The sequence below is a fragment of the Herbaspirillum sp. Her4 genome (assembly GCF_057961335.1).
This window is the reverse complement of sequence record NZ_CM176330.1, coordinates 2,285,924-2,310,860: the sequence shown is the minus strand read 5'-3', so window position 1 is coordinate 2,310,860 and position 24,937 is coordinate 2,285,924. Positions and strand designations below refer to the sequence as shown.

The 24,937-nt window shown below is 63.5% G+C and carries 22 protein-coding genes; 16 read left to right on the top strand and 6 right to left on the bottom strand.

Annotated elements, in window-relative coordinates; all coding sequences use genetic code 11:
- Nucleotides 1–178 precede the first annotated feature (178 nt).
- A complete protein-coding gene (gene cls, locus ACWFUC_RS10480; RefSeq protein ID WP_489637594.1) occupies nt 179–1,597 on the top strand; it encodes a cardiolipin synthase in 1,419 nt (472 codons plus the stop codon).
- A 67-nt stretch (nt 1,598–1,664) separates the two neighbouring features.
- Complete coding sequence (locus ACWFUC_RS10475) at nt 1,665–2,558, top strand: hypothetical protein (RefSeq protein ID WP_039786206.1); 894 nt, start codon at nt 1,665–1,667, stop codon at nt 2,556–2,558.
- On the opposite strand, the gene ACWFUC_RS10470 is transcribed toward ACWFUC_RS10475, so the two are convergent.
- Nucleotides 2,552–3,442 (bottom strand): LysR substrate-binding domain-containing protein, encoded by an 891-nt coding sequence (locus ACWFUC_RS10470; protein ID WP_489624848.1) that lies wholly within the window; start codon nt 3,440–3,442, stop codon nt 2,552–2,554. The genes ACWFUC_RS10475 and ACWFUC_RS10470 overlap by 7 nt on opposite strands.
- 210 nt (nt 3,443–3,652) lie before the next feature.
- Between ACWFUC_RS10470 and ACWFUC_RS10465 the strand changes: the two genes are divergently transcribed.
- The 5 genes from ACWFUC_RS10465 to ACWFUC_RS10445 all read left to right on the top strand — a co-directional run bounded on the left by ACWFUC_RS10465 (nt 3,653) and on the right by ACWFUC_RS10445 (nt 9,258).
- Nucleotides 3,653–4,402, top strand: coding sequence for an SDR family NAD(P)-dependent oxidoreductase (locus ACWFUC_RS10465; protein WP_489624847.1), 750 nt, complete (start codon nt 3,653–3,655; stop codon nt 4,400–4,402).
- A 73-nt stretch (nt 4,403–4,475) separates the two neighbouring features.
- Nucleotides 4,476–5,522 (top strand): TRAP transporter substrate-binding protein, encoded by a 1,047-nt coding sequence (locus ACWFUC_RS10460; protein ID WP_121044199.1) that lies wholly within the window; start codon nt 4,476–4,478, stop codon nt 5,520–5,522.
- Nucleotides 5,519–7,375 (top strand): TRAP transporter large permease, encoded by a 1,857-nt coding sequence (locus ACWFUC_RS10455; protein WP_121044201.1) that lies wholly within the window; start codon nt 5,519–5,521, stop codon nt 7,373–7,375. The genes ACWFUC_RS10460 and ACWFUC_RS10455 overlap by 4 nt, the downstream gene beginning before the upstream one ends.
- 36 nt (nt 7,376–7,411) lie before the next feature.
- Nucleotides 7,412–8,257 (top strand): transketolase, encoded by an 846-nt coding sequence (locus ACWFUC_RS10450; RefSeq protein ID WP_039785929.1) that lies wholly within the window; start codon nt 7,412–7,414, stop codon nt 8,255–8,257.
- A complete protein-coding gene (locus ACWFUC_RS10445; RefSeq protein WP_134221566.1) occupies nt 8,254–9,258 on the top strand; it encodes a transketolase family protein in 1,005 nt (334 codons plus the stop codon). Before ACWFUC_RS10450 ends, ACWFUC_RS10445 begins: the two co-directional genes overlap by 4 nt.
- A 90-nt stretch (nt 9,259–9,348) precedes the next feature.
- Here the strand turns inward: ACWFUC_RS10445 and ACWFUC_RS10440 are convergent, their stop codons facing one another.
- A complete protein-coding gene (locus ACWFUC_RS10440) occupies nt 9,349–9,663 on the bottom strand; it encodes a c-type cytochrome (protein ID WP_088755289.1) in 315 nt (104 codons plus the stop codon).
- A gap of 231 nt (nt 9,664–9,894) precedes the next feature.
- Here ACWFUC_RS10440 and ACWFUC_RS10435 point away from each other — a divergent pair, with 231 nt between their 5' ends.
- The 3 genes from ACWFUC_RS10435 to ACWFUC_RS10425 all read left to right on the top strand — a co-directional run bounded on the left by ACWFUC_RS10435 (nt 9,895) and on the right by ACWFUC_RS10425 (nt 12,410).
- A complete protein-coding gene (locus ACWFUC_RS10435) occupies nt 9,895–10,797 on the top strand; it encodes a LysR substrate-binding domain-containing protein (RefSeq protein WP_205703758.1) in 903 nt (300 codons plus the stop codon).
- 88 nt (nt 10,798–10,885) lie between these two features.
- Nucleotides 10,886–11,722 (top strand): prolipoprotein diacylglyceryl transferase, encoded by an 837-nt coding sequence (lgt, locus tag ACWFUC_RS10430; protein WP_121044207.1) that lies wholly within the window; start codon nt 10,886–10,888, stop codon nt 11,720–11,722.
- 118 nt (nt 11,723–11,840) lie between these two features.
- A complete protein-coding gene (locus ACWFUC_RS10425) occupies nt 11,841–12,410 on the top strand; it encodes a YdcF family protein (RefSeq protein ID WP_489624846.1) in 570 nt (189 codons plus the stop codon).
- A gap of 97 nt (nt 12,411–12,507) precedes the next feature.
- Here ACWFUC_RS10425 and ACWFUC_RS10420 read toward each other — a convergent pair whose 3' ends face one another.
- Both ACWFUC_RS10420 and edd read right to left on the bottom strand, forming a co-directional pair.
- Nucleotides 12,508–13,137 carry a bifunctional 4-hydroxy-2-oxoglutarate aldolase/2-dehydro-3-deoxy-phosphogluconate aldolase gene (locus ACWFUC_RS10420; RefSeq protein WP_489624845.1) on the bottom strand — a complete coding sequence of 210 codons (630 nt, stop codon included), beginning with the start codon at nt 13,135–13,137 and terminating at the stop codon, nt 12,508–12,510.
- A complete protein-coding gene (edd, locus tag ACWFUC_RS10415) occupies nt 13,134–15,005 on the bottom strand; it encodes a phosphogluconate dehydratase (RefSeq protein WP_489624844.1) in 1,872 nt (623 codons plus the stop codon). The genes ACWFUC_RS10420 and edd overlap by 4 nt, the downstream gene beginning before the upstream one ends.
- Nucleotides 15,006–15,328: 323 nt before the next feature.
- Here edd and pgi point away from each other — a divergent pair, with 323 nt between their 5' ends.
- The 4 genes from pgi to tal all read left to right on the top strand — a co-directional run bounded on the left by pgi (nt 15,329) and on the right by tal (nt 20,451).
- Nucleotides 15,329–16,999 (top strand): glucose-6-phosphate isomerase, encoded by a 1,671-nt coding sequence (gene pgi / locus ACWFUC_RS10410; RefSeq protein WP_489624843.1) that lies wholly within the window; start codon nt 15,329–15,331, stop codon nt 16,997–16,999.
- Between the two features lie 51 nt (nt 17,000–17,050).
- Nucleotides 17,051–18,517 carry a glucose-6-phosphate dehydrogenase gene (gene zwf, locus ACWFUC_RS10405; RefSeq protein WP_489624842.1) on the top strand — a complete coding sequence of 489 codons (1,467 nt, stop codon included), beginning with the start codon at nt 17,051–17,053 and terminating at the stop codon, nt 18,515–18,517.
- 38 nt (nt 18,518–18,555) lie between these two features.
- Complete coding sequence (locus tag ACWFUC_RS10400) at nt 18,556–19,410, top strand: SIS domain-containing protein (protein WP_034310514.1); 855 nt, start codon at nt 18,556–18,558, stop codon at nt 19,408–19,410.
- A gap of 105 nt (nt 19,411–19,515) precedes the next feature.
- The gene (gene tal / locus ACWFUC_RS10395; RefSeq protein WP_489624841.1) at nt 19,516–20,451 is read left to right on the top strand and encodes a transaldolase; all 936 of its coding nucleotides are present in this window, start codon (nt 19,516–19,518) and stop codon (nt 20,449–20,451) included.
- Nucleotides 20,452–20,560: 109 nt separating this feature from the next.
- On the opposite strand, the gene ACWFUC_RS10390 is transcribed toward tal, so the two are convergent.
- Both ACWFUC_RS10390 and rpiB read right to left on the bottom strand, forming a co-directional pair.
- The gene (locus ACWFUC_RS10390; protein ID WP_121044224.1) at nt 20,561–21,520 is read right to left on the bottom strand and encodes a sugar-binding transcriptional regulator; all 960 of its coding nucleotides are present in this window, start codon (nt 21,518–21,520) and stop codon (nt 20,561–20,563) included.
- Nucleotides 21,521–21,585: 65 nt separating this feature from the next.
- Nucleotides 21,586–22,047, bottom strand: a complete 462-nt coding sequence (rpiB, locus tag ACWFUC_RS10385; RefSeq protein ID WP_034340041.1) for a ribose 5-phosphate isomerase B — start codon at nt 22,045–22,047, stop codon at nt 21,586–21,588.
- Between the two features lie 297 nt (nt 22,048–22,344).
- Between rpiB and ACWFUC_RS10380 the strand changes: the two genes are divergently transcribed.
- Together ACWFUC_RS10380 and ACWFUC_RS10375 are read left to right on the top strand one after the other, a co-directional pair.
- On the top strand, nt 22,345–23,823 hold the full coding sequence (locus tag ACWFUC_RS10380; RefSeq protein ID WP_489624840.1) for a sugar ABC transporter ATP-binding protein: 1,479 nt from the start codon (nt 22,345–22,347) through the stop codon (nt 23,821–23,823).
- Between the two features lie 97 nt (nt 23,824–23,920).
- Nucleotides 23,921–24,907, top strand: a complete 987-nt coding sequence (locus ACWFUC_RS10375) for an ABC transporter permease (protein WP_034340050.1) — start codon at nt 23,921–23,923, stop codon at nt 24,905–24,907.
- Nucleotides 24,908–24,937: the final 30 nt, after the last annotated feature.

The following is a 24,937-nucleotide window of genomic DNA, read 5'->3' as shown; positions in this document are numbered from 1 at the left end:
TGCAACAGCGCCCGCGCCCCCCTGTAGGCAGCTCCCGCTTTCCTTTGTAGGACAGTTCCGATTCGTGCCTGCGGTCGCGCTACGGCGCTGCAGCCGGGCATATACTCGTCCGCACAGCGTTGCCTGCCGACGCCGGACAGCGTCCCGGTCCATGGCAGCGCCCAACCGGGATCCTTCCATGACCAACAAGAAAATGAGATTGAGGAGCTGGTCCGCCGCCGGGCTCGCGCTGCTGCTGAGCTCGCTGATGCTGGCCGCATGCAGCTCGCTGCCCACCATCGTGCCCGACATGGACACGCAATCGGCCCGCACCATCCAGATGAAGGGCGGACGCGGCGTGCTCTCCGAGGCACAGGCCAAGGCCGCGCTGGACAAGCTGCGCGCGCAGAATGCCGACAACACCCTGCTGGACCGCCACGTGGCCATCGAAGGCGCCATCACCGGCTCGCCGCTGGTCACCGGCAACAAGGTCACGCTGCTCATCGACGGCCCGGCCACCTATGCCTCCATGCAGCAGGCGATCCAGGCCGCGCGCTATCACATCAACATGGAAACCTACATCATGGAAGACGATGAGGTCGGCCGCCAGTTTGCCGACCTGCTGATCGCCATGCAGAAGAAGGGAGTGCAGGTCAACCTGATGTATGACAGCGTGGGCAGCATCAATACCCCGCGCGAATTCTTCCAGCCCCTGATCGATGCGGGCGTGCATGTGCTGGAATTCAATCCGATCAATCCGACGCAGCTGCGCAAGGACTGGGCCGTCAACCAGCGCGATCACCGCAAGCTGCTGGTGGTCGATGGCAAGACCGCTTTCGTCGGCGGCATCAACATCAGCAGCGTGTATTCCAGCGGGTCCTTCAGCACCCGCAAGAAAAAACCGCAGCTCAACAAGGACGGCGAGCAGATCCCTTGGCGTGATACGCAGGTGCGCATCGATGGCCCGGTAGCGCTGGAATTCCAGAAGCTGTTCATCGAGACCTGGGGCAAGCAGCGCGGTCCGGACCTCGGCGACCATCGCTACTTCCCGCCCGTCGCCCCCGCCGGCAACGAGATCGTGCGCGCCATCGGCAGCTCGCCCGATGATCCCTACAGCATCATCTACGCCACCTTCATCTCGGCCATTCAACATGCGGAGAGTTCGATCTACCTGACCAATGCCTACTTCGTGCCCGATCCGCAACTGCGCGATTCGCTCAAGGATGCGGCCCGGCGCGGCGTGGATGTGCGCCTGATCCTGCCCTCGCACAGCGACTCCTCGCTGGTGCTGTATGCCTCGCGCTCCTTCTACAGCGAACTGCTGGAAGCGGGCGTGCGCATCTACGAGCGCCAGGACGCGCTGCTGCATTCCAAGACCGCGCTCATCGATGGCGTCTGGTCCACCATCGGTTCGACCAACCTCGACTGGCGCAGCTTCGTCTACAACCAGGAAATAAATGCCGTGATCCTGAGCCCGCGATTCGGGGCCCAGACCAAAACCATGTTCGACCGGGATCTTGGCGCCTCCAAGGAAATCACAAAGGAACAATGGGAGCAGCGCCCGATCAGTGAAAGGATGAAGGAATTTGGCGCCAGCGTCTGGTCCCGCCTGCTTTGAGCGCGGCGGGAAACGCCGGTGAATGAACGAATGTACTGAAATCGAAAAGGAGTCCGGTTTGCGATCGATGTTGTCCCGTCTGACCTCACGCTTGTTGCTGGCTGCCACCTGTGCCTTGGCGGTCGGCAGCTGGGCACATGCCCAAACCCAGACCGGTGCGGTCGCCATGAAGAGCCGTTACGAAGAATTGCAGGGCGAGCTCAGCAACAACGGTTACCATCGCCCTCTTTACCTGAATTCGCGCGAGGAAGGCGGCAACGTCAAGGGCGACATCTATGCCGTGCTGAGCTATCCCTTTGCGCAAGTGCGCGAGTCGCTGGACAACCCCGATCATTGGTGTGACATCCTCATCCTGCACCTCAACACCAAGTATTGCCGCATGATGCGCGAAAACGGCAAGACCACCCTGCGCATGCAGGTCGGCAAGAAGACCGAACAGGATCTCAACGATACCTACCGCGTCGACCTGCGCTATCACGGCGGGGCCAGCGCGGCCGATTATTTTTCGTCCTCGATGCTGGCCGACAAGGGACCGCTGGACACCTCCAACTATCGCATCGAGATTGAAGCCATTCCGCTGGATGACAAGCGCTCCTTCCTGCATTTCAGCTATGCCTATTCCTATGGCATGGCCAGCAAGCTGGCGCTGCGTGCCTACCTGATGACGGCCGGCCGCGACAAGGTCGGTTTCAGCGTGGTCAAGCGCGAGGCCAACGGACAGCCGCAGTATGTCTCGGGCAGCCGCGCCACGGTGGAGCGCAATACCATGCGCTATTACCTGGCCATCGATGCCTATCTGTCTGGCCTGGAAGCACCGGCCGGAGAACGGCTGGAGAAGCGGCTGACGGCCTGGTACGGTGCGACCGAACAATATCCCCGCCAGTTGCATGAGGTCAGCCGCGAGGACTATCTCTCCATGAAGCGCAAGGAAGTGGCGCGGCAGCAGAAGGCCGCTCAGTAATCCTGCACTTCGGCCTGCTCACGCAGCCACTCAAGGAACGCAGCCACCGCAGGCCGGCGTGCATGATGCGCCGGGTAGACCGCAAAGTGCGCCTTGACCTTGATGGCGCGATCCAGTCCGAAGACCGGTTTCAGTTTCTTTTCCTCGATGTGCCGCGCGGCCACGGTCGCGCTCTCCAGCGCCACGCCCAATCCCTGGGTAGCGGCATCCAGTGACATCTGTGCGCGGTCGAAACGGACCGCGAACTGCTCCGGCGGACGCACGTCCGCAAATTCCCCGAACCAGTCCGACCACTGCACCACGCTCACGTTGCTGCGAATGAGCTTCACGCCCAGCAGATCGGCGGGCTTCCTGAGTCTGTATTCACGGATGAAGGCCGGGCTGGCCAAGGGCACGATGCGCTCTTCGAAGAGCGGCTCCACCACCAGTCCCGGCCAGTTGGGAATGCCGTAGCGGATGTCGATATCGACCTCGCCCAATTCAAAATTGCTCTGCGAATGCGCCGCCGAGAGATTGAAGGTGATCTCCGGATAGGTGCGCGCGAAATCATTGAGCCGCGCCATCAGCCACAGGCTGGCGATGCTGGGCGCGGAATGGATGTAGAGCGTATTGCTGACGCCCTGCCGCACATCCATGGAGGCCGCCGTGATGGCCGAGATCGCCCCCTGGATGCGCGCCAGGTAACTTTCCCCGGCCGTGGTGATGCGCACGCCGTGCGCACTGCGCTCGAAGAGCCGAATGCCGAGATAGGACTCCAGCCGTGCCACCTGATGGCTCACCGCCGAAGCGGTCAGGTGCAGCTCGGCCGCCGCCAGCGCAAAACTCTTGCGCCGGGCCACCGCTTCGAAGGCCTGAAGGTTGGGTAACGGCGGGAGAACGGCCATGGACGGGCTCTGTGGCTAAGATGATGATCCGTCACTTTAACATGACGAGACTTCGCTTGTCGTCAGGCGAGGAAAGTTCGACCATGCGCATCAGAACAAAAACGGAGACATGGTCAACTACCCTGCATGCTGCACGGCAGCACGCGCCATCGCGCATCCGCGCTGTCTCCGCTGTTGCTCACCTCAACGCAAACATCTGGAGAACACGACATGCTGCTCAAGGACAAGGTTGCCGTCATCACCGGCGGTGCAGGAATCAACGGACTGGGCTACGCCACGGCGCGCCTGATGGCCGGACAAGGCGCCCGCGTGGTGGTGCTGGACCTGGCGCAAGCCGACCCGGCCGGCGCCGCTGCGCGCATCGGCAGCCAGCATCTGGGGCTGGTGGCGGACGTGACCGACAAGGCTTCCTGCGAGGCGGCCATTGCCCAGGCCATCAAGCAGTTCGGCCGCATCGACATCCTGGTCAACAATGCCGGTATCACCCAACCCGTCAAGACGCTGGAGATCACCGGCGCGGATTACGACCGCATCCTCGATGTCAGCCTGCGCGGCACGCTCTACATGTCGCAGGCGGTGCTGCCGGCCATGCGTGCGCAGCAGAGCGGTTCCATCATCTGCATCTCCTCGGTGTCGGCGCAACGCGGCGGCGGCATCCTGGGCGGTCCGCACTATTCGGCGGCCAAGGCCGGCGTGCTGGGGCTGGCACGTGCCATGGCGCGCGAGTTCGGTCCGGAAGGCATCCGCGTCAACAGCATCACGCCCGGCCTGATCGGCACCGACATCATCAAGGGCAAGCTCACCGAAGAAAAGAAGGCCGAAATCGCCGAGACCATTCCGCTGGCGCGCCTGGGCCGTGCCGACGACATCGGCGGCGCCTGCGTCTTCCTCGGCAGCGACCTCTCGCAATACTGCACCGGCATCACGCTGGACGTTAATGGTGGAATGCTGATTCATTAAACACAGCTTAATGCTCGCGCACGCCGGCCCGGCCGGCATCTTTCCCGCTATCAGAACAAACAGGAGACCAGACATGACCCAAGACAACAGCAAACCCGGCAAGACCACCCTGAGCCGCCGCCAGCTGCTCAAGGCCGGTGCCGTGGGTGCGGCGCTGCCGCTGTTTTCCATCATGAGCCGTCCGGCCCATGCGGCCGAGTTCAACTACAAGTTCGCCACCGGACAAGATCCGTCGCACCCGGTCAACAAGCGTGCGCAGCAGGCCATCGACCGCATCCGCGAAGCCACCGGCGGCCGGCTGGACATCAAGCTGTTCCCGGCCAACCAGCTGGGTTCGGATACCGACCTGATGTCGCAGATCCGCAATGGCGGCGTGGAATTCTTCAACCAGGCCAGCGTGGTGCTGTCGACCCTGGTGCCGGCAGCCGGCATCGTCAACACCGGTTTCGCCTTCCACGACTACAAGGAAGTCTGGCAGGCCATGGATGGCCCGCTGGGTGCCTATGTGCGCGCGCAGATCGAGAAGGTCGGCCTGTTGACCATGTCCAAACCCTGGGACAACGGCTTCCGCCAGATCACCACCTCGACCAAACCGATCAAGACTGCGGGCGACCTCAAGGGCCTGAAGCTGCGCGTGCCGGCGGCACCGATGCTGACCTCGCTCTTCACCGCACTGGGTGCCAGCCCGACGCCGATCAACTTCAATGAAGTCTATTCGTCGCTGCAGACCAAGCTGGTCGAAGGCCAGGAAAACCCGCTGGCCATCATCAGCACGGCGCGCCTGTACGAAGTGCAGAAGTTCTGCACCATCTCCAACCACGTGTGGGATGCTTACTGGATCCTCGGCAACCGCCGCGCCTTCGAAAAGCTACCCAAGGACATCCAGGAAATCGTGCGCCGCGAACTGGACAAGGCTGCCACGGATGAACGCGCCGACATCGCCTCGCTGGCCGGCTTCGCCCGCAATGACCTGCAGGGCAAGGGTGTGCAGATCATCGAGGCCGACAAGGATTCCTTCAAGGCCGCACTGGCCCAGGCCAACTTCTACAAGGACATGCGCGCCAAGTTCGGCGACGATGCATGGAAGCTGCTGCAGAACGCCGTCGGGAGCCTGGGATGAGCGCCCTGTCGCTGGAGCAGCCGGTGACGGATGACCGCTCGCTGGCAGCGCGCCTGGAAAACTGGCTGGGCCTGGCCATCGAGATTCCTGCCGCGGCGCTGGTGGTGGGCGAGGTGGTGGTCCTGCTGGCGGGCGTGATCATGCGCTTCATCTTCAACAACCCGATCCCCTGGGCGGATGAACTGGCGTCCATCCTCTTCCTCTGGCTTGCCAACCTGGGCGCGGCCGTGGCCCTGCGGCGCGGTACCCACATGCGCACCACCGTGCTGGTGGGCTTCATGAGCGAACGCGGCAAGGCCTGGGCCGAAGCCTTGGCCATCATCGCGCCCTGCGTGATGCTGCTGATCCTGATGCATCCGATGTGGGAATACGCCGAAGACGAAATGTTCGTACAGACCCCGGCGCTGGGCTGGCCCAACACCGTGCGTGCGGCGGCCGTGGCGGTCGGTGCGGCGCTGATGATTGCGCTGTCGCTGCTGCGCATCTCGCGCCAGAAGCTGGTCGACCTGGCCGGCGTGGTGGTCCTGCTGGCCGTGGTGGCCGGTGCCATGTATCTGGGCGCAGGCTGGCTGCAGGCCATCGGCAACTGGAACCTGGTGGTGTTCTTCGGTGTGGTACTGGGCGTGTCGGTGCTGCTGGGCATTCCCATCGCCTTCTGCTTCGGGCTGGCGACGGTGGCCTTCATGCTCACGGTCACCACCAGCCCGCTGGCGGTGGTGGCGGGACGCTTCGATGAAGGCATGTCCTCGCTGATCCTGCTGGCCGTGCCGCTGTTCATCCTGCTGGGCCATCTGGTGGAAATGACCGGCATGGCCAAGGCCATGGTGGATTTCCTGGCGTCGCTGCTGGGCCACGTGCGCGGTGGGCTGAACTACGTGCTGCTGGGGGCGATGCTGCTGGTCTCGGGCATCTCCGGCGCCAAGACCGCCGACATGGCGGCGGTGGCTCCGGTGCTGCTGCCGGAGATGAAGCGGCGTGGCAATCACGAGGGTGAACTCATTTCGCTGCTGGCAGCCTCCGGTGCCATGGCCGAGACCATTCCGCCCTCGCTGGTACTGATCACCATCGGCTCGGTGGCGGGGGTATCGATTGCGGCGCTGTTCACCGGCGGCATCATGCCGGGCATCGTGCTGGCCGTGCTGCTGGCGATCCTGGCGCGCTGGCGCAGTGCCGAGATCCTCGAAGGCATCCAGCGCGCGCCCGGCCGCGTGGTGCTGCGCACGCTCATCATCGCCCTGCCCGCGCTGCTGCTGCCGATCCTGATCCGCACGGCCGTGGTCGAAGGGGTGGCCACGGCCACCGAGGTTTCCACCATCGGCATTGCCTATTCGGTGGTGGCGGGTCTGCTGGTGTATCGCCAGTTCGACTGGAAGCGGCTCTATCCGATGCTGGTCGACACCGCTGCCTTGTCGGGCGCGATCCTGTTCATCATCGGCACTGCTACCGGCATGTCGTGGGCGCTGACGCAGTCGGGCTTCTCGCATGCGCTGGCCGAGGCCATGACCAGTGTGCCGGGGGGCAAGTATGGCTTCCTGCTGGTGTCGATCGCCGCCTTCATCGTGCTGGGCAGCGTGCTGGAGGGCATCCCCGCCATGGTGCTGTTCGCGCCGCTGCTGTTCCCGGTGGCCAAGGCCATCGGCGTGCATGAGGTGCATTACGCCATGGTCATCATCCTCTCCATGGGCGTGGGCCTGTTCGCACCGCCCTTCGGCCTGGGCTACTACGCCGCCTGCACCATCGGCCGCGTGCATCCGGACGTTGCCGTCAAGCGCATCTGGCCGTATCTCGGCGCGCTGGTGGTGGGCCTGCTGATCGTGGCCTTCGTACCGTGGTTCTCGATTGGCTTCCTGTGATTTTTTACGTTTTCATTCCTCTAGCAAGGACTCGCAATGTCTGACAATTTGGCAAACCTGCGCGCAAGCGCATACCGCATCCGCCGCAATGCCGTGCGCATGGGCGAGGTCCAGGGCCAGGGCTACATCGGCCAGGCGCTGGGCTGGGCCGACGTGCTGGCCGTGGCCTACAAGCACGCCATGCAACTGCGCCCGGATGATCCGGAATGGAGCGGCCGCGACCGCTTCCTGCTCTCGCACGGGCACTACGCCATCGCCCTGTATGCCGCCCTGATCGAGGCCGGCATCGTCCCCGATGAAGAGCTGGAATCCTACGGCAGCGATGACAGCCGCCTGCCCATGTCGGGCATGGCGACCTATACGCCGGGCATGGAAATCTCCGGCGGCTCGCTGGGCCAAGGCCTGGCCATCGGCGTGGGCATGGCGCTGGGCCTGCGCTACAACCACAATCCGGCCTTCGTCTACAACTCCATGTCCGATGGCGAGCTGGATGAGGGCTCGACCTGGGAAGCCGCCATGGGCGCCGCCCACCACCAGCTGGGCAACCTGATCTGCCTGGTCGACATCAACAACCAGCAGGCCGATGGTCCTTCCAGCAAGGTGATGGGCTTTGAGCCGCTGGCCGACAAGTGGGCGTCTTTCGGCTGGTACGTGCAGCGGGTCGATGGCAATGACCTGGCCGCCGTGGTGCGGGCCTTCGACAATGCCCGCCACCTCAAGGACGCCAAGCCGCGCGTGATCCTGTTCGATACCCTGATGGGCAAGGGCGTGCCCTTCCTGGAGCAGCGCGAGAAGAACCACTTCATCCGTGTGGATCCGCCCGAATGGCAGCAGGCGCTGTCCATCCTCGACCAGTCTTATCAACAAGGAAGCCAAGCATGAACACCGTCGCAGAGAAGAAACCGCGCCTGACCACTTCGGCCATGATCGCCTCCATCGCCGCCGAAGGGCAGCGCGTGCAGGCGGCCCCGTTCGGCAAGGCCCTGGTGGAATACGCAGCGGACCGCCCCGAGATCGTGGGCCTCACCGCTGACCTGGCCAAGTACACCGACCTGCATCTGTTCCAGAAGGCGTATCCCGAGCGCTTCTTCCAGATGGGCATGGCCGAGCAGTTGCTCATGGCCGCCGCCGGCGGCATGGCCAAGGAGGGACTGGTGCCCTTCGCCACCACCTATGCGGTCTTTGCCACGCGGCGTGCGTATGACTTCATCCACCAGGTGATCGCCGAAGAAAACCTGAACGTGAAGATCTGCTGCGCCCTGCCCGGCCTGACTACCGGTTACGGCCCCAGTCACCAGGCCACCGAAGACCTGGCGATGATGCGCGCCATTCCGGGCATGACCATCGTCGACCCCTGCGATGCGCTGGACCTGGAACAGGCGGTGCCGCAGATCGCGGCGCACCAGGGCCCGGTCTACATGCGCCTGGCGCGCGGCAACGTGCCGCTGGTGCTGGATGAATACGACTACCAGTTCGAGCTGGGCAAAGCCAAAGAGATCCGCGACGGCAACGACGTGCTGATCATCTCCAGCGGCTTCATGACCATGCGCGCACTGGAAGTGGCCAAGGCGCTGGAAGCCGACAACGTCAGCGTGGGCGTGCTGCACTGCCCGACCATCAAGCCCTTTGACGAAGCCACGGTGGTGCAGCAGGTCAGCAAGAAGAACCGTCTGGTGGTGGTGGCCGAGAACCATTCCGTCATCGGCGGCCTGGGCGAGATCGTCGCCACCACGCTGATGCGCCACCGCGTGCAGCCGGCGGGTTTCCAGATGGCCGGGCTACCGGATGCCTTCCTCGATGCAGGAGCGCTGCCGACCTTGCATGACCGGTATGGGATCAGTTGCGAGGTGCTGAGCCGGCGGATCAGGGAGTGGTTGAAGTAATCGCTTGTCCGCGCATACGGACGCAGACCGACATGCAGACGATAAAAAAGGAGACCTCGGTCTCCTTTTCTCATGGCGGTTTGCTGAGGCTTACTTCAGGCTCAACACCCACTTCACCAGCTCCTTCGCCTCAGCCTCGGTCACCTGGCCCTTGTTGGCCGGCATCGCTACCGCGCCCCAGACACCACCGCCGCCATTGAGGACCTTCTGGGTCAGCTTGGCTTCGGCATCCTTCTGGCCGGCGTATTTCTTGGCCACTTCCTTGAAGGCGGGGCCGACGATCTTGGCGTCCACCGAGTGGCAGGCCATGCAATTCTTGGACTTGGCCAGTTGCGCATTGGCCATGGCTTCGGCGGAAATGGCCGAACCGGCCACCAGGGTGGCGATCAACAACAGGTATTTCATGGGGGCTCCTCAGCAAGCGGTGGACGACGGTCAGGCCTGCAGCGGCATTCTCCAGGCGCTTCGCAGGCGGGGCTATTCTACCCGGCTTCGCCACGCCCCCTCTATCTGCCCTCGCGTATATCTGTCATAGATCAAATTCCATGACGGAAATATCACGCCCCCCTCGCCTTGTCGCCCTGCAAGGCCGGGGATATCATGGACGCCCGACTCATTCGGATCCGATATCAGTCCATGTCCGACCATCCCCGCCTGGAATTGCGCCAGCTGCGCTACTTTGCCGCCGTCGCCGAGGAAAAGCATTTCGGCCGCGCCGCCGCGCGCCTGCACATGACCCAGCCGCCGCTGTCGCAGACCATCGCCGCGCTGGAAGAGCAACTGGGTACGCCCCTGTTCCAGCGCACCAAGCGCAGCGTGGCGCTCACGCCGGCCGGCGAGGCATTGCTGCCGGAGGTCCAGCGCATCCTGCAACAGGCCGCCGCCCTGCCCGACCTGGCCCGGCGCGCGGCCAGCGGGGCCTCCGGACTTTTATCGCTTTCCTTCATATCGAGTGCGGACTACAGCATCCTGCCCCCGCTCCTGCAGCGCTTCCGGGCGCGTTATCCGCAAGTCCAGATCGAATTGCGCGAAGCCACCACCGATATCCAGCTGGAAGACCTGATGCAGGGCAAGATCGACGCCGGCCTGCTGCTGCCGCCGCTGCCGGAAAAAGCGGCGGCCGTGCTGGATGTGCGGCCGGTGCTGTCGGAACCGCTGATTGCGGCGCTGCCCGAAGGCGCGGTCAAGAGACGCGGGCCGGTGTCGCTCAAGAGCCTGCGCGAGCTGCCGCTGATCATTTTCCCGCGCCGCATTGCACCGGCCTTCCATGACACCATCCTGTCCTGCTTTCGCGATGCGGGCGTGACGCCCCATATCGGCCAGGAGGCGATCCAGATGCAGACCATCGTCGGCCTGGTCTCGGCTGGCATGGGAATGGCGCTTGTGCCACAATCCGTCTCGAATTTGAAACGCCCGGGCGTGGATTACCGCCGGCTATCGGATGCGGCACCGGAAATCCAGACCGGCCTGGCCTGGCGGCGCGACAACCCGTCCGGCGTGCTGCGTGCCCTGCTGGATCTCCTGGAGATGCCCGCCTGATCCCATCGCACGGGAATCACTGCCGCGAACTTGCGCAAGGCGGCGTGCTCCAACCGCCGTTCCGCCCAACAACAGAAAGATCAAACTCATGCTAGTCCACCCCATGCCCGACCCGATCGCCATCCACATCGGGCCGCTGGCCGTCCATTGGTATGGCCTGATGTACCTGCTGGCCTTTGCCCAATTCATCGCGCTGGGCCGCCTGCGCATCAAGCAGCCGCACATTGCCGCCGTCGGCTGGAAGAAGGAGGACCTCGACGACATGCTCTTCTATGGCGTGCTCGGGGTGGTGTTGGGCGGGCGGCTGGGCGAGATCCTGTTCTACAACCCGGCGTATTACTTTGCGCATCCGGCCGACATGATCGCGGTCTGGAAGGGCGGCATGTCCTTCCACGGCGGCTTCCTGGGCGTGATGCTGGCGATGTACCTGTGGGGCCGCAAGCGCGGCCGCAACCTGATGGACATCATGGACTTCATCGCACCGATGGTGCCGCTGGGGTACGCGGCCGGCCGCCTGGGCAACTTCATCAATGCAGAACTGCCGGGCCGTCCGGCCGATCCTTCGCTGCCCTGGGCCATGATCTGGCCCAACGTCGACAACATCCCGCGCCATCCTTCGCCGATCTACCAGATGCTGGTCGATGGCATCCTGCTGTTCATCATCCTGTGGATCTTCGCGCGCCACTCACGTCCGCGCATGGCGGTGGCGGGCATGTTCTCGCTGCTGTATGGCTGCGCGCGCTTCTTCACCGAGTATTTCCGCGTGCCGGATTACGAGGTGCATTTTGGTGGCATCACCATCTCGGCCGGGCAGATGCTGTCGGTGCCGATGATCGTGCTGGGGATCATCTTGCTGGTGCTGGCTTACAGGCTCAGGCAGCAGGCGCAAGCGCCGGTGGAGCCGGCAGTCGTGGCCAAGAACTAGACAAGCAAAAACTGGTAAAAGAAAAACAAAGACAGGCAAAAAGGGCGGGCAGCGATATCCATCGCGCCCGCCCTTTTTTCTTGATTCATCACCCTGCAATCACCCTCCGACCACTCCAATGAAACGACTCATCCTCATCACGACAAGCGTCCTCTTGATCGTCATGACATGCCTGCTGGGCATCGTACTGACCGGCCTGCTCGATGACATCCAGAAGAGCGATGCAGGCATCGTACTCGGCTCCAAGGTCATGCCGGACGGCACGCCTTCTGACCGCCTGCGCGCAAGACTGGACAAGACCGCCGAACTGTATCGGCAAGGGATGTTCCCGTGCATCATCGTCAGCGGAGGAACAGGCAAGGAAGGTTTCAGCGAGGCGCAAGTCATGGCCACCTACCTGAACGAAGTACAATCCGTTCCCCGTTCGGCCATCCTCCTGGATGAGCAGGGCAACACGACCATGGCCACGGCGGTCAACAGCGCGGCGATCATGCAGGCCCAGGGTTTGCGCAGCGCCCTGGTCGTCACGCAGTTCTTCCACATTCCGCGCAGCCGTTACGCGCTGCACCGCGTCGGCATCGACACCGTTCATTCAGCACATGCGAACTACTTTGAAGCCCGTGATTTCTATTCCCTCGCACGCGAAATGATCGCACTACCAGCCTACTGGCTGGGCAGCAGACAATGACCAAAACAAAAAGCCCCGGCTGCAAACCGGGGCTTTTTTGATTCGATCAGACGGCCGGAAAAACCCGGCACCGTCCTCTCTCAAGGCTGTGGAAAACTCAAACCTTCTTCAACGCAGCTGCCGCCTTGGCGATCTCGGTGATCTTGTCCCAGTCACCGGCCTCGATGGCCGCCTTCGGGGTCAGCCAGGAGCCGCCTACGCACACGACGTTCTTGCACGCCAGGAACTGCGGTGCCGTCTCTTGCGTAATACCGCCCGTCGGGCAGAACGACACATCGGACAAGGGACCGGCAATACCGTTGAGCATGCCCACGCCACCGGCCGGCACGGCCGGGAACAGCTTCAACTGACGGAAGCCCGCTTCGCGCGCGGCCATCACTTCGGAAGGCGTCATCACGCCCGGCAGCAGCGGCAGGCCGCTGCGCTTGGCCGCTTCGATCAGCGCCGGGGTCAGGCCCGGCGAGACGCCAAAGACCGCACCTGCATCACGCGAGGCGGTGAACTCTTCGGGCGAAGTCAGCGTACCCACGCCCACGATGGCGTCCGGCACCGACTCGGCAATGGCGCGAATGGCCGGCAGGCCGTGTTCGGTGCGCAGGGTGATTTCCAGCACGCGGATGCCGCCCGCGACCAAGGCGCGTGCCAGCGGCACGGCGTGTTCGAACTTGTCGATGGCGATCACCGGGATGACCGGCGAGGCGCGCATGATTTCCAGTGTGGTCTTCATACCGTGACTTTCTCTTTCTCAAAAATCGGCGGCAGGCCAAAGGTGGCGCCACCCTCTTCTGCGGTTCCCACCGCGTTGCGGAACAGGCTGAACAATTCGCGGCCCATGCCGTGCTGATTGCCCGACAGATCGCTGCTGTCCAGGCCACGTGCTTCCCACTCGGCTGCCTCCACCTTGGCTTGCAGCGTACCCGCATCAGCGTCCAGGCGGATGATGTCACCGGTGCGAACGCGTCCCAACGGACCACCGCCCAGCACTTCCGGCGTAACGTGGATCGCGGCCGGTACTTTACCCGATGCGCCCGACATGCGGCCATCGGTGACCAGCGCAACGTGACGGCCCTTGTCCTGCAGGATGCCCAGCGCCGGAGTCAGCGAGTGCAGCTCCGGCATGCCATTGGCACGCGGACCCTGGAAGGTGATGACGGCCACGAAGTCGCGATCCAGCTCGCCGGCCTTGAAGGCGGCCATGAAGGCTTCCTGCGAATGGAATACCACGGCAGGTGCTTCCACCACACGATGCTCGGGCTTGACCGCCGAGATCTTGATGACCGCGCGGCCGAGGTTGCCCTGCAGCAGCTTCAGGCCACCATCGGCCGCAAACGGCTTGGCCACCGTGCCCAGCACGCCTTCGTCGCCGCTCGTGGCGGACGCATCGTGCCAGGTGACGATGCCGGGACGGCCGTTCTCGCCTTCAGCGGCCAGCATCGGTTCCTTGCAGTGCTGGCGCAGGCCCTGGCCGAGGATGGTGGTCACGTCGTCATGCATCAGGCCGGCATCGATGAGCTCACGCAGCACGAAGCCGGTGCCACCCGCCGCATGGAAGTGGTTCACGTCGGCCGTACCGTTGGGGTAGATCTTGGTGATCAGCGGCACCACGGCCGAGAGCTTGTCGAAGTCGTCCCAGTCGATCACGATGCCGGCGGCCTTGGCGATGGCCACCAGGTGCAGGGTGTGATTGGTGGAGCCGCCGGTAGCGTGCAGCGCGACGATGGCATTGACGATGGACTTCTCGTCGATCATGCGGCCCACTGGCGTGTATTGCGAACCGAGGTCGGTGATCTTGGCAGCCTGCTTGGCGGCCGCAGCGGTCAGCGCATCGCGCAGCGGGGTATTGGGGGTGATGAAGGCGGCACCCGGCAGGTGCAGGCCCATGGCTTCCATCAGCATCTGGTTGCTGTTGGCGGTGCCGTAGAAGGTGCAGGTACCGGCCCCGTGATAGGACTTCGATTCCGCTTCCAGCAGCTCGGCGCGGCCGATCTTGCCAGCCGTGTAGAGCTGGCGGATCTTGACCTTGTCGCTGTTGCTCATGCCGCTGGTCATCGGACCTGCAGGCACGAACACGGCCGGCAGATGGCCGAAATGCAGCGCGCCGATCAACAGGCCCGGCACGATCTTGTCGCACACGCCCAGGTACAGCGCCGCATCGAACATGTTGTGCGACAACGCGATGGCAGTGGCCATGGCAATGGCGTCGCGCGAGAACAGCGACATCTCCATGCCGGCTTGGCCTTGGGTCACGCCATCGCACATGGCCGGGGTGCCGCCGGCGAACTGCGCCACGGCGCCGGCTTCGCGCGCGGCTTCTTTCAGAATCTGGGGGAAACGCTCGAAAGGCTGGTGCGCCGACAGCATGTCGTTGTAGGCCGAGACGATGGCCAGCGACGGAGCCTTGTCTTCCTTCAGCTTCAGCTTGTCATTGGCGGGGAAGGCGGCGAAGCCGTGCGCCAGGTTCGTGCAGGCCAGCGCGCCACGCTGCGCGCCCTTGCGGCGCGCGGCTTCCAGGCGTTCGAGATAAGCGGTCCGGTAAGGACGGCTACGTTCGGCGATGCGTTGGGTGACGCTGGCTAAGGTAGCGTTGAGAGACATTGTCGGTTTCCTGTTAGCGTTAACACTGTAATTTTACTACACAATTTTGGCCGAATGAAATCATACACTTAGAGCACTGCAGCAGGCCAGTCGCGCCCGTCTTTTCATTGGTCAACATCATTCCGCTTCAAAACCCTTATCACTTCCGGCTTTGGGGCGCAGCGCGCCGATGCCGCACGGCAATGTAACGGGCCGGTCATAAACTGTAGTGAAACTACCACTTTGGCGACATTTGATGTATAGTCGACCGCGTTGCCCCGAGAACATGACCACGGCCGGCCGCGCTGCCAACCAGGTCAAGACAGCCAACCGACACCCAACTCATGCATACCACCGCCCTGACCGACACGGCCGCCTTCCAGGCATTGCAAGCACATCACGCTACGGCAGTTCAATGGCATCTGCGCGATCTGTTCGCCCAACAGCCCGACCGTTTCGAGCGCATGCACGTGCGTGCCGCCGGGCTGCTGCTGGACTACTCCAAGAACCGGCTCAATGCCGACACGCTCTCTCTGCTGATGAGCCTGGCCCGCGAGCGCGGCGTGGAAACCCTGCGCGAAGCCATGTTCAGCGGCGAGAAGATCAACTTTACCGAACAACGCGCCGTCCTGCACACTGCCCTGCGCGCACCGGCTGATGATCGCACCGCGCAAGTGGACGGACAGCCCGTGGCGCAGGAGGTTCACGCGGTCTTGCAGCACATCCGCGCCTTCTCCGAACGCGTACGCAGCGGCCAATGGCGCGGCTACACCGGGCGCGAGATCACCGACATCGTCAACATCGGCATCGGCGGCTCCTTCCTCGGCCCGCAGATGGTCTGTACCGCCCTGCGCGATTATCGCCACGCTCGCCTGACGGCGCATTTCGTTTCCAACGTCGATGGCCATGACCTGGATGAGGTGCTCTCGCGCATCGATCCCGAGACTACGCTCTTCATCGTCGCCTCCAAGACCTTCACCACCCAGGAAACCATGCTCAACGCCAAGTCGGCGCGCGCGTGGTTCTTGCAGCATGGCAAGTCCGACGATCTGGCCAAGCACTTCGTGGCCGTCTCCACCAATGCCAAAGAAGTTTCGGCCTTCGGCATCGATACCGAGAACATGTTCCCCTTCTGGGACTGGGTCGGTGGCCGTTACTCGGTGTGGTCGGCGATCGGCCTGCCGATCGCCCTGCTGATCGGCTATGACAACTTCGCGCAATTCCTGGCCGGCGCCCACGCCATGGACCGCCATTTCCGCGAAGCACCGCTGGAATCGAACATGCCGGTGATCCAGGCCCTGGTCGGGATCTGGAACCGCAACTTCCTCGACAGCGCCTCGCTCACCATTGCGCCCTATCACCAATGGCTGCGCTTCTTCCCGGCCTACCTGCAACAGCTGGACATGGAGAGCAACGGCAAGCGCATCACCCGTGACGGCACACCGGTCTCGGTACAGACCTGCCCGGCCATCTGGGGCGACGTCGGCACCAATGGCCAGCACGCGTACTTCCAGCTGCTGCACCAGGGCACGGACATCACGCCCATCGATTTCATCGCCGTACTCAAGCCTTCGCACACCATTGCCGAGCATCAGGAAGCGCTGCTGGCCAACTGCTTCGCGCAGTCGGAAGCTTTCATGCGCGGCAAGGACGCCGACGAAGTGCGCGCCGACCTGCAGGCACAGGGTGTGCCGGAGGCGGAACTCGCGGCCCTGATCCCGCACAAAACCTTTGACGGCAACCGTCCCAGCAACACCCTGCTGCTGCCCGAACTGAGCCCGCATGCACTGGGCGCGATGATTGCGCTCTACGAACACAAGACTTTCGTGCAGGGCGCGATCTGGGGCATCAACAGTTTCGACCAATGGGGCGTGGAACTGGGCAAGGTCCTGGCCAAGACCATCCTGGCCGAACTGAAGTCCGGCACCGCACCCGACGCCGCGCGGCACGATGCCTCCACCAGCGCCCTGATCGCACTGGCGCGCGAGGCAGCCCGCACCGGGCAGCAAGGCTAGCAACCACGTAGCGCCAACCCGCTACTTCACGCACAAGAGACAACACACACCATGGCTACTTCTGATTTCGATCTGGTTTTATTCGGCGGCACCGGCGACCTCTCGATGCGCAAGCTGCTGCCGGCGCTGTACGCCCGCGAGCGCGCGCGCGACCTGCCGGCCGATGCCCGCATCATCTGCCTGGGCCGCGATGAAAAATCGCGCGAGGATTTCCTCAAGCTGGTGGAAAAGGATTCCAAACCCCACGTGCCGACCGCCAACCTGGACGCCAGCGTCTGGGACCGCTTCACCAACCGCCTGCAATACGCCTCGGTCAATGCCAAGGAAGCCGACAGCTTCAGCCACCTGAAAGAAGCCCTGCGCGAAGTCGACGGCCTGGCGCGCGTGTTCTACCTGGCCACGCCGCCCAGCCTGTTCGCTTCGATCTGCGAGAACCTGTCCAAGGCCGGCCTGGTCACGCCGACCTCGCGCGTGGTGCTGGAAAAACCGCTGGGCCGCGACCTCGAAAGCGCGCGCAACATCAACGCGCAAGTGGGCCGCTACTTCCAGGAATCGCAGATCTTCCGTATCGACCACTACCTCGGTAAAGAGGCGGTGCAGAACCTGCTGGCGCTGCGCTTCGGCAATGTGCTGTTCGAACCCCTGTGGCGCCGTGAATGGATTTCCGACGTGCAGATCACCATCGCCGAAGAGCTCGGCGTCGGTGGCCGCTTCGATTACTACGATACTTCCGGTGCCCTGCGCGACATGCTGCAGAACCACCTGCTGCAATTGCTCTGTATCGTGGCCATGGAACCGCCGGTATCGAACTCGGCCGATGCCGTGCGCGATGAAAAACTGAAGGTGCTGCGCTCGCTCAAGCGTTTCACCCCGACCACGCTGGCCATGAACGTGGTGCGCGGCCAGTACCGCGCCGGTCACGTCGATGGCGTGGCCGTACCTGGCTATCGCAAGGAAGCCGACGCCAATCCCGATTCGCGCACCGAGACCTATGTCGCCGTGAAGGCCGAGATCGATACCTGGCGCTGGGCCGGCGTGCCCTTCTACCTGCGCACCGGCAAGCGCATGGCCGATTCGCTGGCCGAGATCGTGGTGCGCTTCAAGAGCGTGCCGCACGCCATCTTCGCGCATCAGAACGACACTCCCAATTGCCTGGTGATCCGCCTGCAGCCGGACGAAGGTCTGCACATGAACCTGATGGCCAAGCAGCCCGGCGATGGCATGCGCCTGCGCCCGGTGGAACTGGAGCTGGACTTCCGCGAGAAGTTCAAGACCCCGCGCATGGATGCCTACGAGCGCCTGCTGCTGGACGTGCTGCGCGGTCACCTCACGCTCTTCATGCGCAGCGACGAACTGGAAGCCGCCTGGGAATGGGTCGAACCCATCCTCACCTACTGGGACCAGCAGGAAGCCGACCCCGTGCCCTACAACGCCGGCACCTGGGGCCCGGCTGCCGCGAGCGCACTGATCGGCCGCGATGGCCTGCAGTGGCGCGAAGAAGCGCTGCCCGAGGTCTGAGGCCACACGCTTAGCGTCACCAGGCCACTGCCATGTCCATGCTGCTCGATTCCATCCGCACCCACATCAACTCCCTCTCCAAGTCGGAGAAGAAAGTGGCGGCCACCATCCTCGCCAATCCGCAGCTGGCCCTGGCGGAGAACCTGACGGCGCTGGCCAAGAATGCGGAAGTCTCGGAACCGACCGTGATCCGCTTCTGCCGCGCCATCGGTTACGAGGGCTGGCACGACTTCAAGCTGAAGCTTGCGCAGAGCCTGGCGCTGGCCCTGCCCGGTGCGGATGAAACGCTGGCGCAGGATGACCTCGCCGCCGACCTGGTCAACAAGATCTGCAGCCGCTCCATCAACACCCTGCTGGATTTGCGCAATCACCTGAACCCGGATGCGATCCAGCTGGCGCTGGACGTGCTGGCGCGCGCCAACAAGATCGAGTTCTACGGCCAGGGCACCTCCGGCATCGTGGCCAACGACGCCCAGCACAAGTTCTTCCGCTCGGGCGTACCCACGGTGGCCTACTCCGACCCGCACATCCACAGCATCGCGGCCTCGCTGCTCAAGGCTGGCGACTGCGTGGTGGCGATCTCGCAGCGTGGCGGCAATGCCGCCCTGCTGCGCTCGATCCAGCTGGCCCGCAAGGGCGGTGCCGACATCATCGTGCTGGGCCCGTCCGGTACACCGCTGGCCGAACTGGCGACGGTGCTGGTGCCCATCGACCTGTCTTTCAACATCGATCCCTATACGCCCATCTCGGCGCGCCTGGCGCACCTGGTGGTGATCGACATCCTCGCCGTGGGCCTGGCCCTGCGACGCGGACCGGAATTCCGCAAGAAGATGCAGAACGCCCAGAAATCGCTGCAGAAATTCGACATGCAATTCGATTCCTTCTTCCGTTGAGAGGACTGCGACGGATCAAGGATCAGTCATTGACCGACAGACAGCGCAGCGCCAATGCGTACAATGCCGTTGTCCCCTTCATTCTCTTTAGCAACAGGACTTTCCATGAGCCAGCTTGACCAGTTGAAGCAGTACACCACCATCGTGGCCGATACCGGCGACTTCCAGGCGATGAAGGCCTTCGCCCCGCAGGACGCCACCACCAATCCCTCGCTGATCCTCAAGGCCGTGCAGAAGGCCGAGTACAAGCCGCTGCTGGAATCGGTCGTCAAGGCCCACGCCGGCAAGAGCACCGATGAAATCATCGACCGCCTGCTGATCGCCTTCGGCCTGGAAATCCTGAAGCTGATCCCCGGCCGCGTCTCCACCGAGACCGATGCACGCCTGTCCTTCGACACCGAAGGCACTGTCGCCAAGGGCCGCGAACTGATCCGCCTGTACGAAGAAGCCGGCATTGCCCGCGAGCGCGTGCTCATCAAGATCGCCTCCACCTGGGAAGGCATCCGTGCCGCCGAGATCCTGGAAAAGGATGGCATCCGCTGCAACCTGACCCTGCTGTTCTCGCTGCCGCAAGCCATTGCCTGCGCCGAAGCCAAGGTCCAACTGATCTCGCCGTTCGTCGGCCGCATCTATGACTGGTACAAGAAGTCCACCGGCCAGGACTACACCGGCAGCGATGATCCGGGCGTGCAGTCGGTCAAGGCGGTCTACAACTACTACCGCAAGTTCGGCTACGCCACTGAAGTGATGGGTGCCAGCTTCCGCAATACCTCGCAGATCGTCGAGCTGGCCGGTTGCGATCTGCTGACCATCAGCCCGGACCTGCTGCAGAAGCTGGCCGACACCGATGGCCCGGTCGAGCGCAAGCTGAGCAAGGAAGCGGCGGATGCCGCCGATATCGAGCGCATCTCGCTGGACGAAAAAGCCTTCCGCCTGGCCTTGAACGGCGATGCGATGGCCACCGAAAAACTGGCCGAAGGCATCCGCCAGTTCGCGGCTGATGCAGTGAAGCTGGAGCAGATCGTCGACGCATTGCGTTAAGGAGAACGGCGCAGCTGCGCCTTGTCCACGAACGTGATCCAAAAAAGAAGGCCGCATCGTCTGCACGATGCGGCCTTCTTCATTGCGCAATGGAATCCTTCGATTCAGCTCACGCGGCGTTCTTCCTGGTCGCTTCTTCCAGCGTGAGCAGCGTATGCGCAATGCTGTCGGTCGTGGCCAGCGTCTTGATGGTGCCGGTACGCAGCGCGCCCAGCATGGCGCTGGCCTTGCCGCTTTCGCTGGCGACCGCGATGACGTCGGGAATGCGCCGCAAGTCATCCACCGTCAGGCCGATGACGCGCGAGTGCGTCTCCGTGCGGATGGGTTCGCCCTGGATGTTGATGAAGTCGTAGCCCATCATGTCGCCTACCGCACCATGGCGCTTGAGCTCCAGGATTTCCTGGGGCGAGAACCAGCCCATGCGCACCATCGGACTGTCTTCATGGATATCGCCCACCCCGATGAGTGCCACGTGCGCGCGGCGCGCCTTGTCCAGCGTGGGACGGACCGCATCATTGGCCAGCAGCGCATCGCGCATGGCCGCATTGTTGACCAGTGCCGGGGCATACAGCGTTTCACTGTCGCCACCGAAACGCGAGGCCAGGCGACGGCAGATGTGATCGGAGTTCATCGCTTCGCCACCACGATAGTAACCACCGATACCACAGACGAAGGTGGCGCTGCGCCGCGTGTTGGACACCGCGTGTTCGGACACCGCATTGATGTTGCGCCCGATGCCGACGGCCACGATGCTGTCATCGGTCAGGCTGCGGTCGAGGTGATTGGCCACCAGGCCGGCCAGCATGGCGCGCTGGCGGTCCTGGTCGTTGTGGCTGACCGAGATGAGCGCACGCTCGATGCCGAAACGCTGCATCAGCGCGTGTTCCAGCTCGATGGTCTGGCCCGGATGATGGCGCACGCGGATTTCCACGATGCCCTCGTCCTGCGCCCGCTTGAGCATGCGCGCAATCGAGGCGCGCGAAATCGAAAAGCGCTCCGACAGCTCCTGCTGCGTCAGGCCGTCGACGTAATACAGCGTGGCCAGACGCGTCAATTCATCCATGGACATGGATTCCCCCCTTGGCTTGCGTTTGCCTCTGCGTCGCTGCCGGCTTGCACCCGGAAGCGCTGCGCCTATGGGCGCTTGGTATTGTGCAAATGATGTTCATACTCTTTGATGCGCTCCAGCTTTTCGGTCGAGCGCCCACCTGAAAACTCCGCCGCCAGCCAGGTATCGACGATGGCCTTGGCCAGTTCGCTCCCGACCACGCGTGCGCCCAGGGTGATGATCTGGGCGTCATTGCTCTTGCTGGCCCGTTCGGCGGAATAAGTGTCGTGGCATTGCGCCGCGCGCACCCCCGGCACCTTGTTGGCCGAGATCGCCATGCCGATCCCCGTGCCGCACAGCAGGACGGCGCGGCCGATCGCCCCTTGCCGGATCTGTTCGGCCACCGCAAAGGCGATGTCGGGGTAAATCACGGGCTCCGTATCATGGGTGCCGAAGTCCACCACGTCAAGGCCCTTTCCCGCCAGATGGGCCTTGATGACCTCCTTGAGCGCATACGCCGCTTCGTCGCATCCGATACCTATTTTCATCCTTGTCTCCTGGTGACGATGAACTGACTTGCTCATGCTCGGCCAGAATAATTATTCACCGAAGAGCATTTGTTCATCAAGAGACTAATGCAAAAGTGTTCTGCACGCCACAAAAACTGCAGTAATTCAGCTTTAATACCTCGTAAATGCATTATTGCACCGCAAAACAGAAGAAAAAGTTATTTAAAGCGATGAGCAAATGAGCATTGACAGCAAAAAAATTCTTTGCAATGATGGGCTCACAACAAACATTTACCCATCGCTGGACATTTGACCAGCGCATGTATGGAGACAGCCATGGCAGAGCTTTTGCTGGAAGCACATGGAGTGAGCAAGTCCTTCCACGAGATCGTGGCGCTGGCCGATGGACGCCTGCAGTTGAAGCGCGGCAGCGTGCATGCGCTATGCGGCGGCAACGGTGCCGGCAAATCGACCTTCCTGGCCATCATCATGGGCCTGCTGCGGCGGGATGGCGGCGAGATCCGCCTCAAGGGCCAGCCGGTGGATTTCCATTCGCCGGCCGAAGCCCTGCAGCACCACATCGCCATCATCACGCAGGAGCTCTCGCCCATCCCCGGCATGAGCGTGGCAGAAAATCTCTACCTCGGCCGCGAGCCCCGCGTGGCAGGGCTCTGCGTCAACACCCGCGCCATGGAACGGCAGGCGCAGGCGCTGCTGGATCGCCTGCAATTCCAGGTCGATGCGCGCGCTCGCATGCAGGACCTGAGCCTGGCCCAGGTGCAACTGGTGGAAATCGCCAAGGCCTTCAGCCACGACTGCGACGTGATGATCATGGACGAGCCCACCTCGGCCATCGGCGAAAAGGAGACCGAAGTCCTGTTCCGCGCCATCCGCAGCGTGGCCGCACAAGGCACCGGCATCATCTACGTGTCGCACCGTCTTTCCGAAATTTTCCAGATCGCCGACAACTACACGGTCTTTCGCGACGGCCGCTTCGTCGAGACCGGCCTGATCCGGGACATCGACCGCGCCAGCCTGGTCAAGGCCATCGTCGGCCGCACGCTGCAGGTGCAGGAGCGCCGCCGTCGCCAGGGTGGCGAGGCGATCCTGTCGACCGAAGCACTGGGCCGTCAAGGGGAATTCGACCAGATCTCGCTGCAGGTTCATGCGGGCGAAGTGGTCGGCATCTATGGCCTGATGGGCTCGGGCCGCAGCGAATACCTCAATTGCATCTATGGCCTGACCCGGCCCGACCAGGGGGCCGTCACGCTGCGGCAGCAGCCCCTGCCCGCAGGCCGGCCCGCGGCCAGCATCGCCGCTGGTCTGTCACTGGTGACCGAAGACCGCAAGGACAGCGGACTGGTGCTGTGCGCCTCGATCCAGGACAACATCGTACTGGCTGCGTACCGGCGCATGTCGCGCCTGCCGCTGATCCGGCGCAGCCGCGTCGATACGCTGGTGCGGCAGATGATCCAGCGCCTGCAGATCAAGGTGAGTTCACCGCATCTGCCGGTCTCTTCCATGAGCGGCGGCAACCAGCAGAAGGTGGTGCTGGCGCGCTGCCTCTCGACCCAGCCACGTTGCCTGCTGTGCGACGAACCCACGCGCGGCATCGATGAAGGTGCCAAGCGCGAGGTGTACCAGCTGATCGACCGCTTCGTGCAGGACGGCGGTGCCGCCCTGGTGGTGTCTTCCGAGGCGCAGGAAATCCTCGACCTGTGCGACCGCATCGCCATCTTCAAGCGCGGCCGCGTGGTGGAAGTGGTCGATGCGCATGCCACCACGCAGGAAGAACTGCTGCACCTGGCCTCGTAAGCGCGGGACACAGTGCGTGCCTGCGATGACGCGCCGGTCTGCGACGCCCGCCTGATGTATCCCGATGACGATCCACCGACGATCCAATGACGAACCCATGATGACCAAACCCACTTCCCTCTCCGCCGGCCGGCTGGCCTCGCCCTCCTTCACCAGCCTGCGCCAGGCCTATGCGCGCTACGGTGTGCTGGCGGCCCTGATCGTGCTGTGCATCGCGCTCTCGCTGGCCACGCCGTATTTCATGACGCTGGAAAACTGGACCGACATCCTGCGCCAGACCTCCATCAACGGCATCCTCGCCATCGGCATGACCTATGTGGTGCTGACCGGCGGCATCGACCTGTCGGTCGGTGCGCTGCTGGCCTTCTCCGGCATGGTCACGGCGTGGCTGGCGACCGGTGGCGGCTATCCGCCTGCGGTCGCGGTGCTGGCCGGACTGGGCGCAGGTGCCGGGCTGGGCGCCATCAGCGGCCTGCTGGTGGCGCGCATGGCCGTGCCTTCCTTCGTGGCCACGCTCGGCATGCTGAGCGCCGCACGCGGTGCCACCTACATCTACAACGACGGCATGCCGGTCTCGGACCTGCCGCCGGGCCTGCTGTCCATCGGTGGCGGACAGATCCTGCACGTGCCGGTGCCCATCGTCATCTTCGGCGTGGTCATCGCGGTGTCGTGGTTCGTGCTGCGCTTCACCGTCTATGGCCGCTACATCTATGCGGTCGGCGGCAATGCGCGCAGCGCCAAGACCAGCGGCATCGATACCCGCAAGGTCTACTTCGCGGTGTACGTCATCAGCGGCCTGCTGGCCGGGCTGGCCGGCGTCCTGCTGGCCGCACGCACGACGGCGGCGCTGCCGCAGGCGGGCGTGTCCTATGAACTCGATGCGATCGCTGCCGTGGTCATCGGCGGCACCTCGCTCTCGGGCGGCACTGGCACCCTGGGCGGGACCGTCGTGGGTGCGCTGCTGATCGGCGTCATCAACAACGGGCTCAACCTGCTCGGCGTGTCTTCCTACTACCAGCAAGTCATCAAGGGCGTGATCATCGTCGGCGCTGTCCTGCTGGATTCCTCGCGCAAGAAAAACTGAAGTCCCACAACAACTCACACGGAGACGATT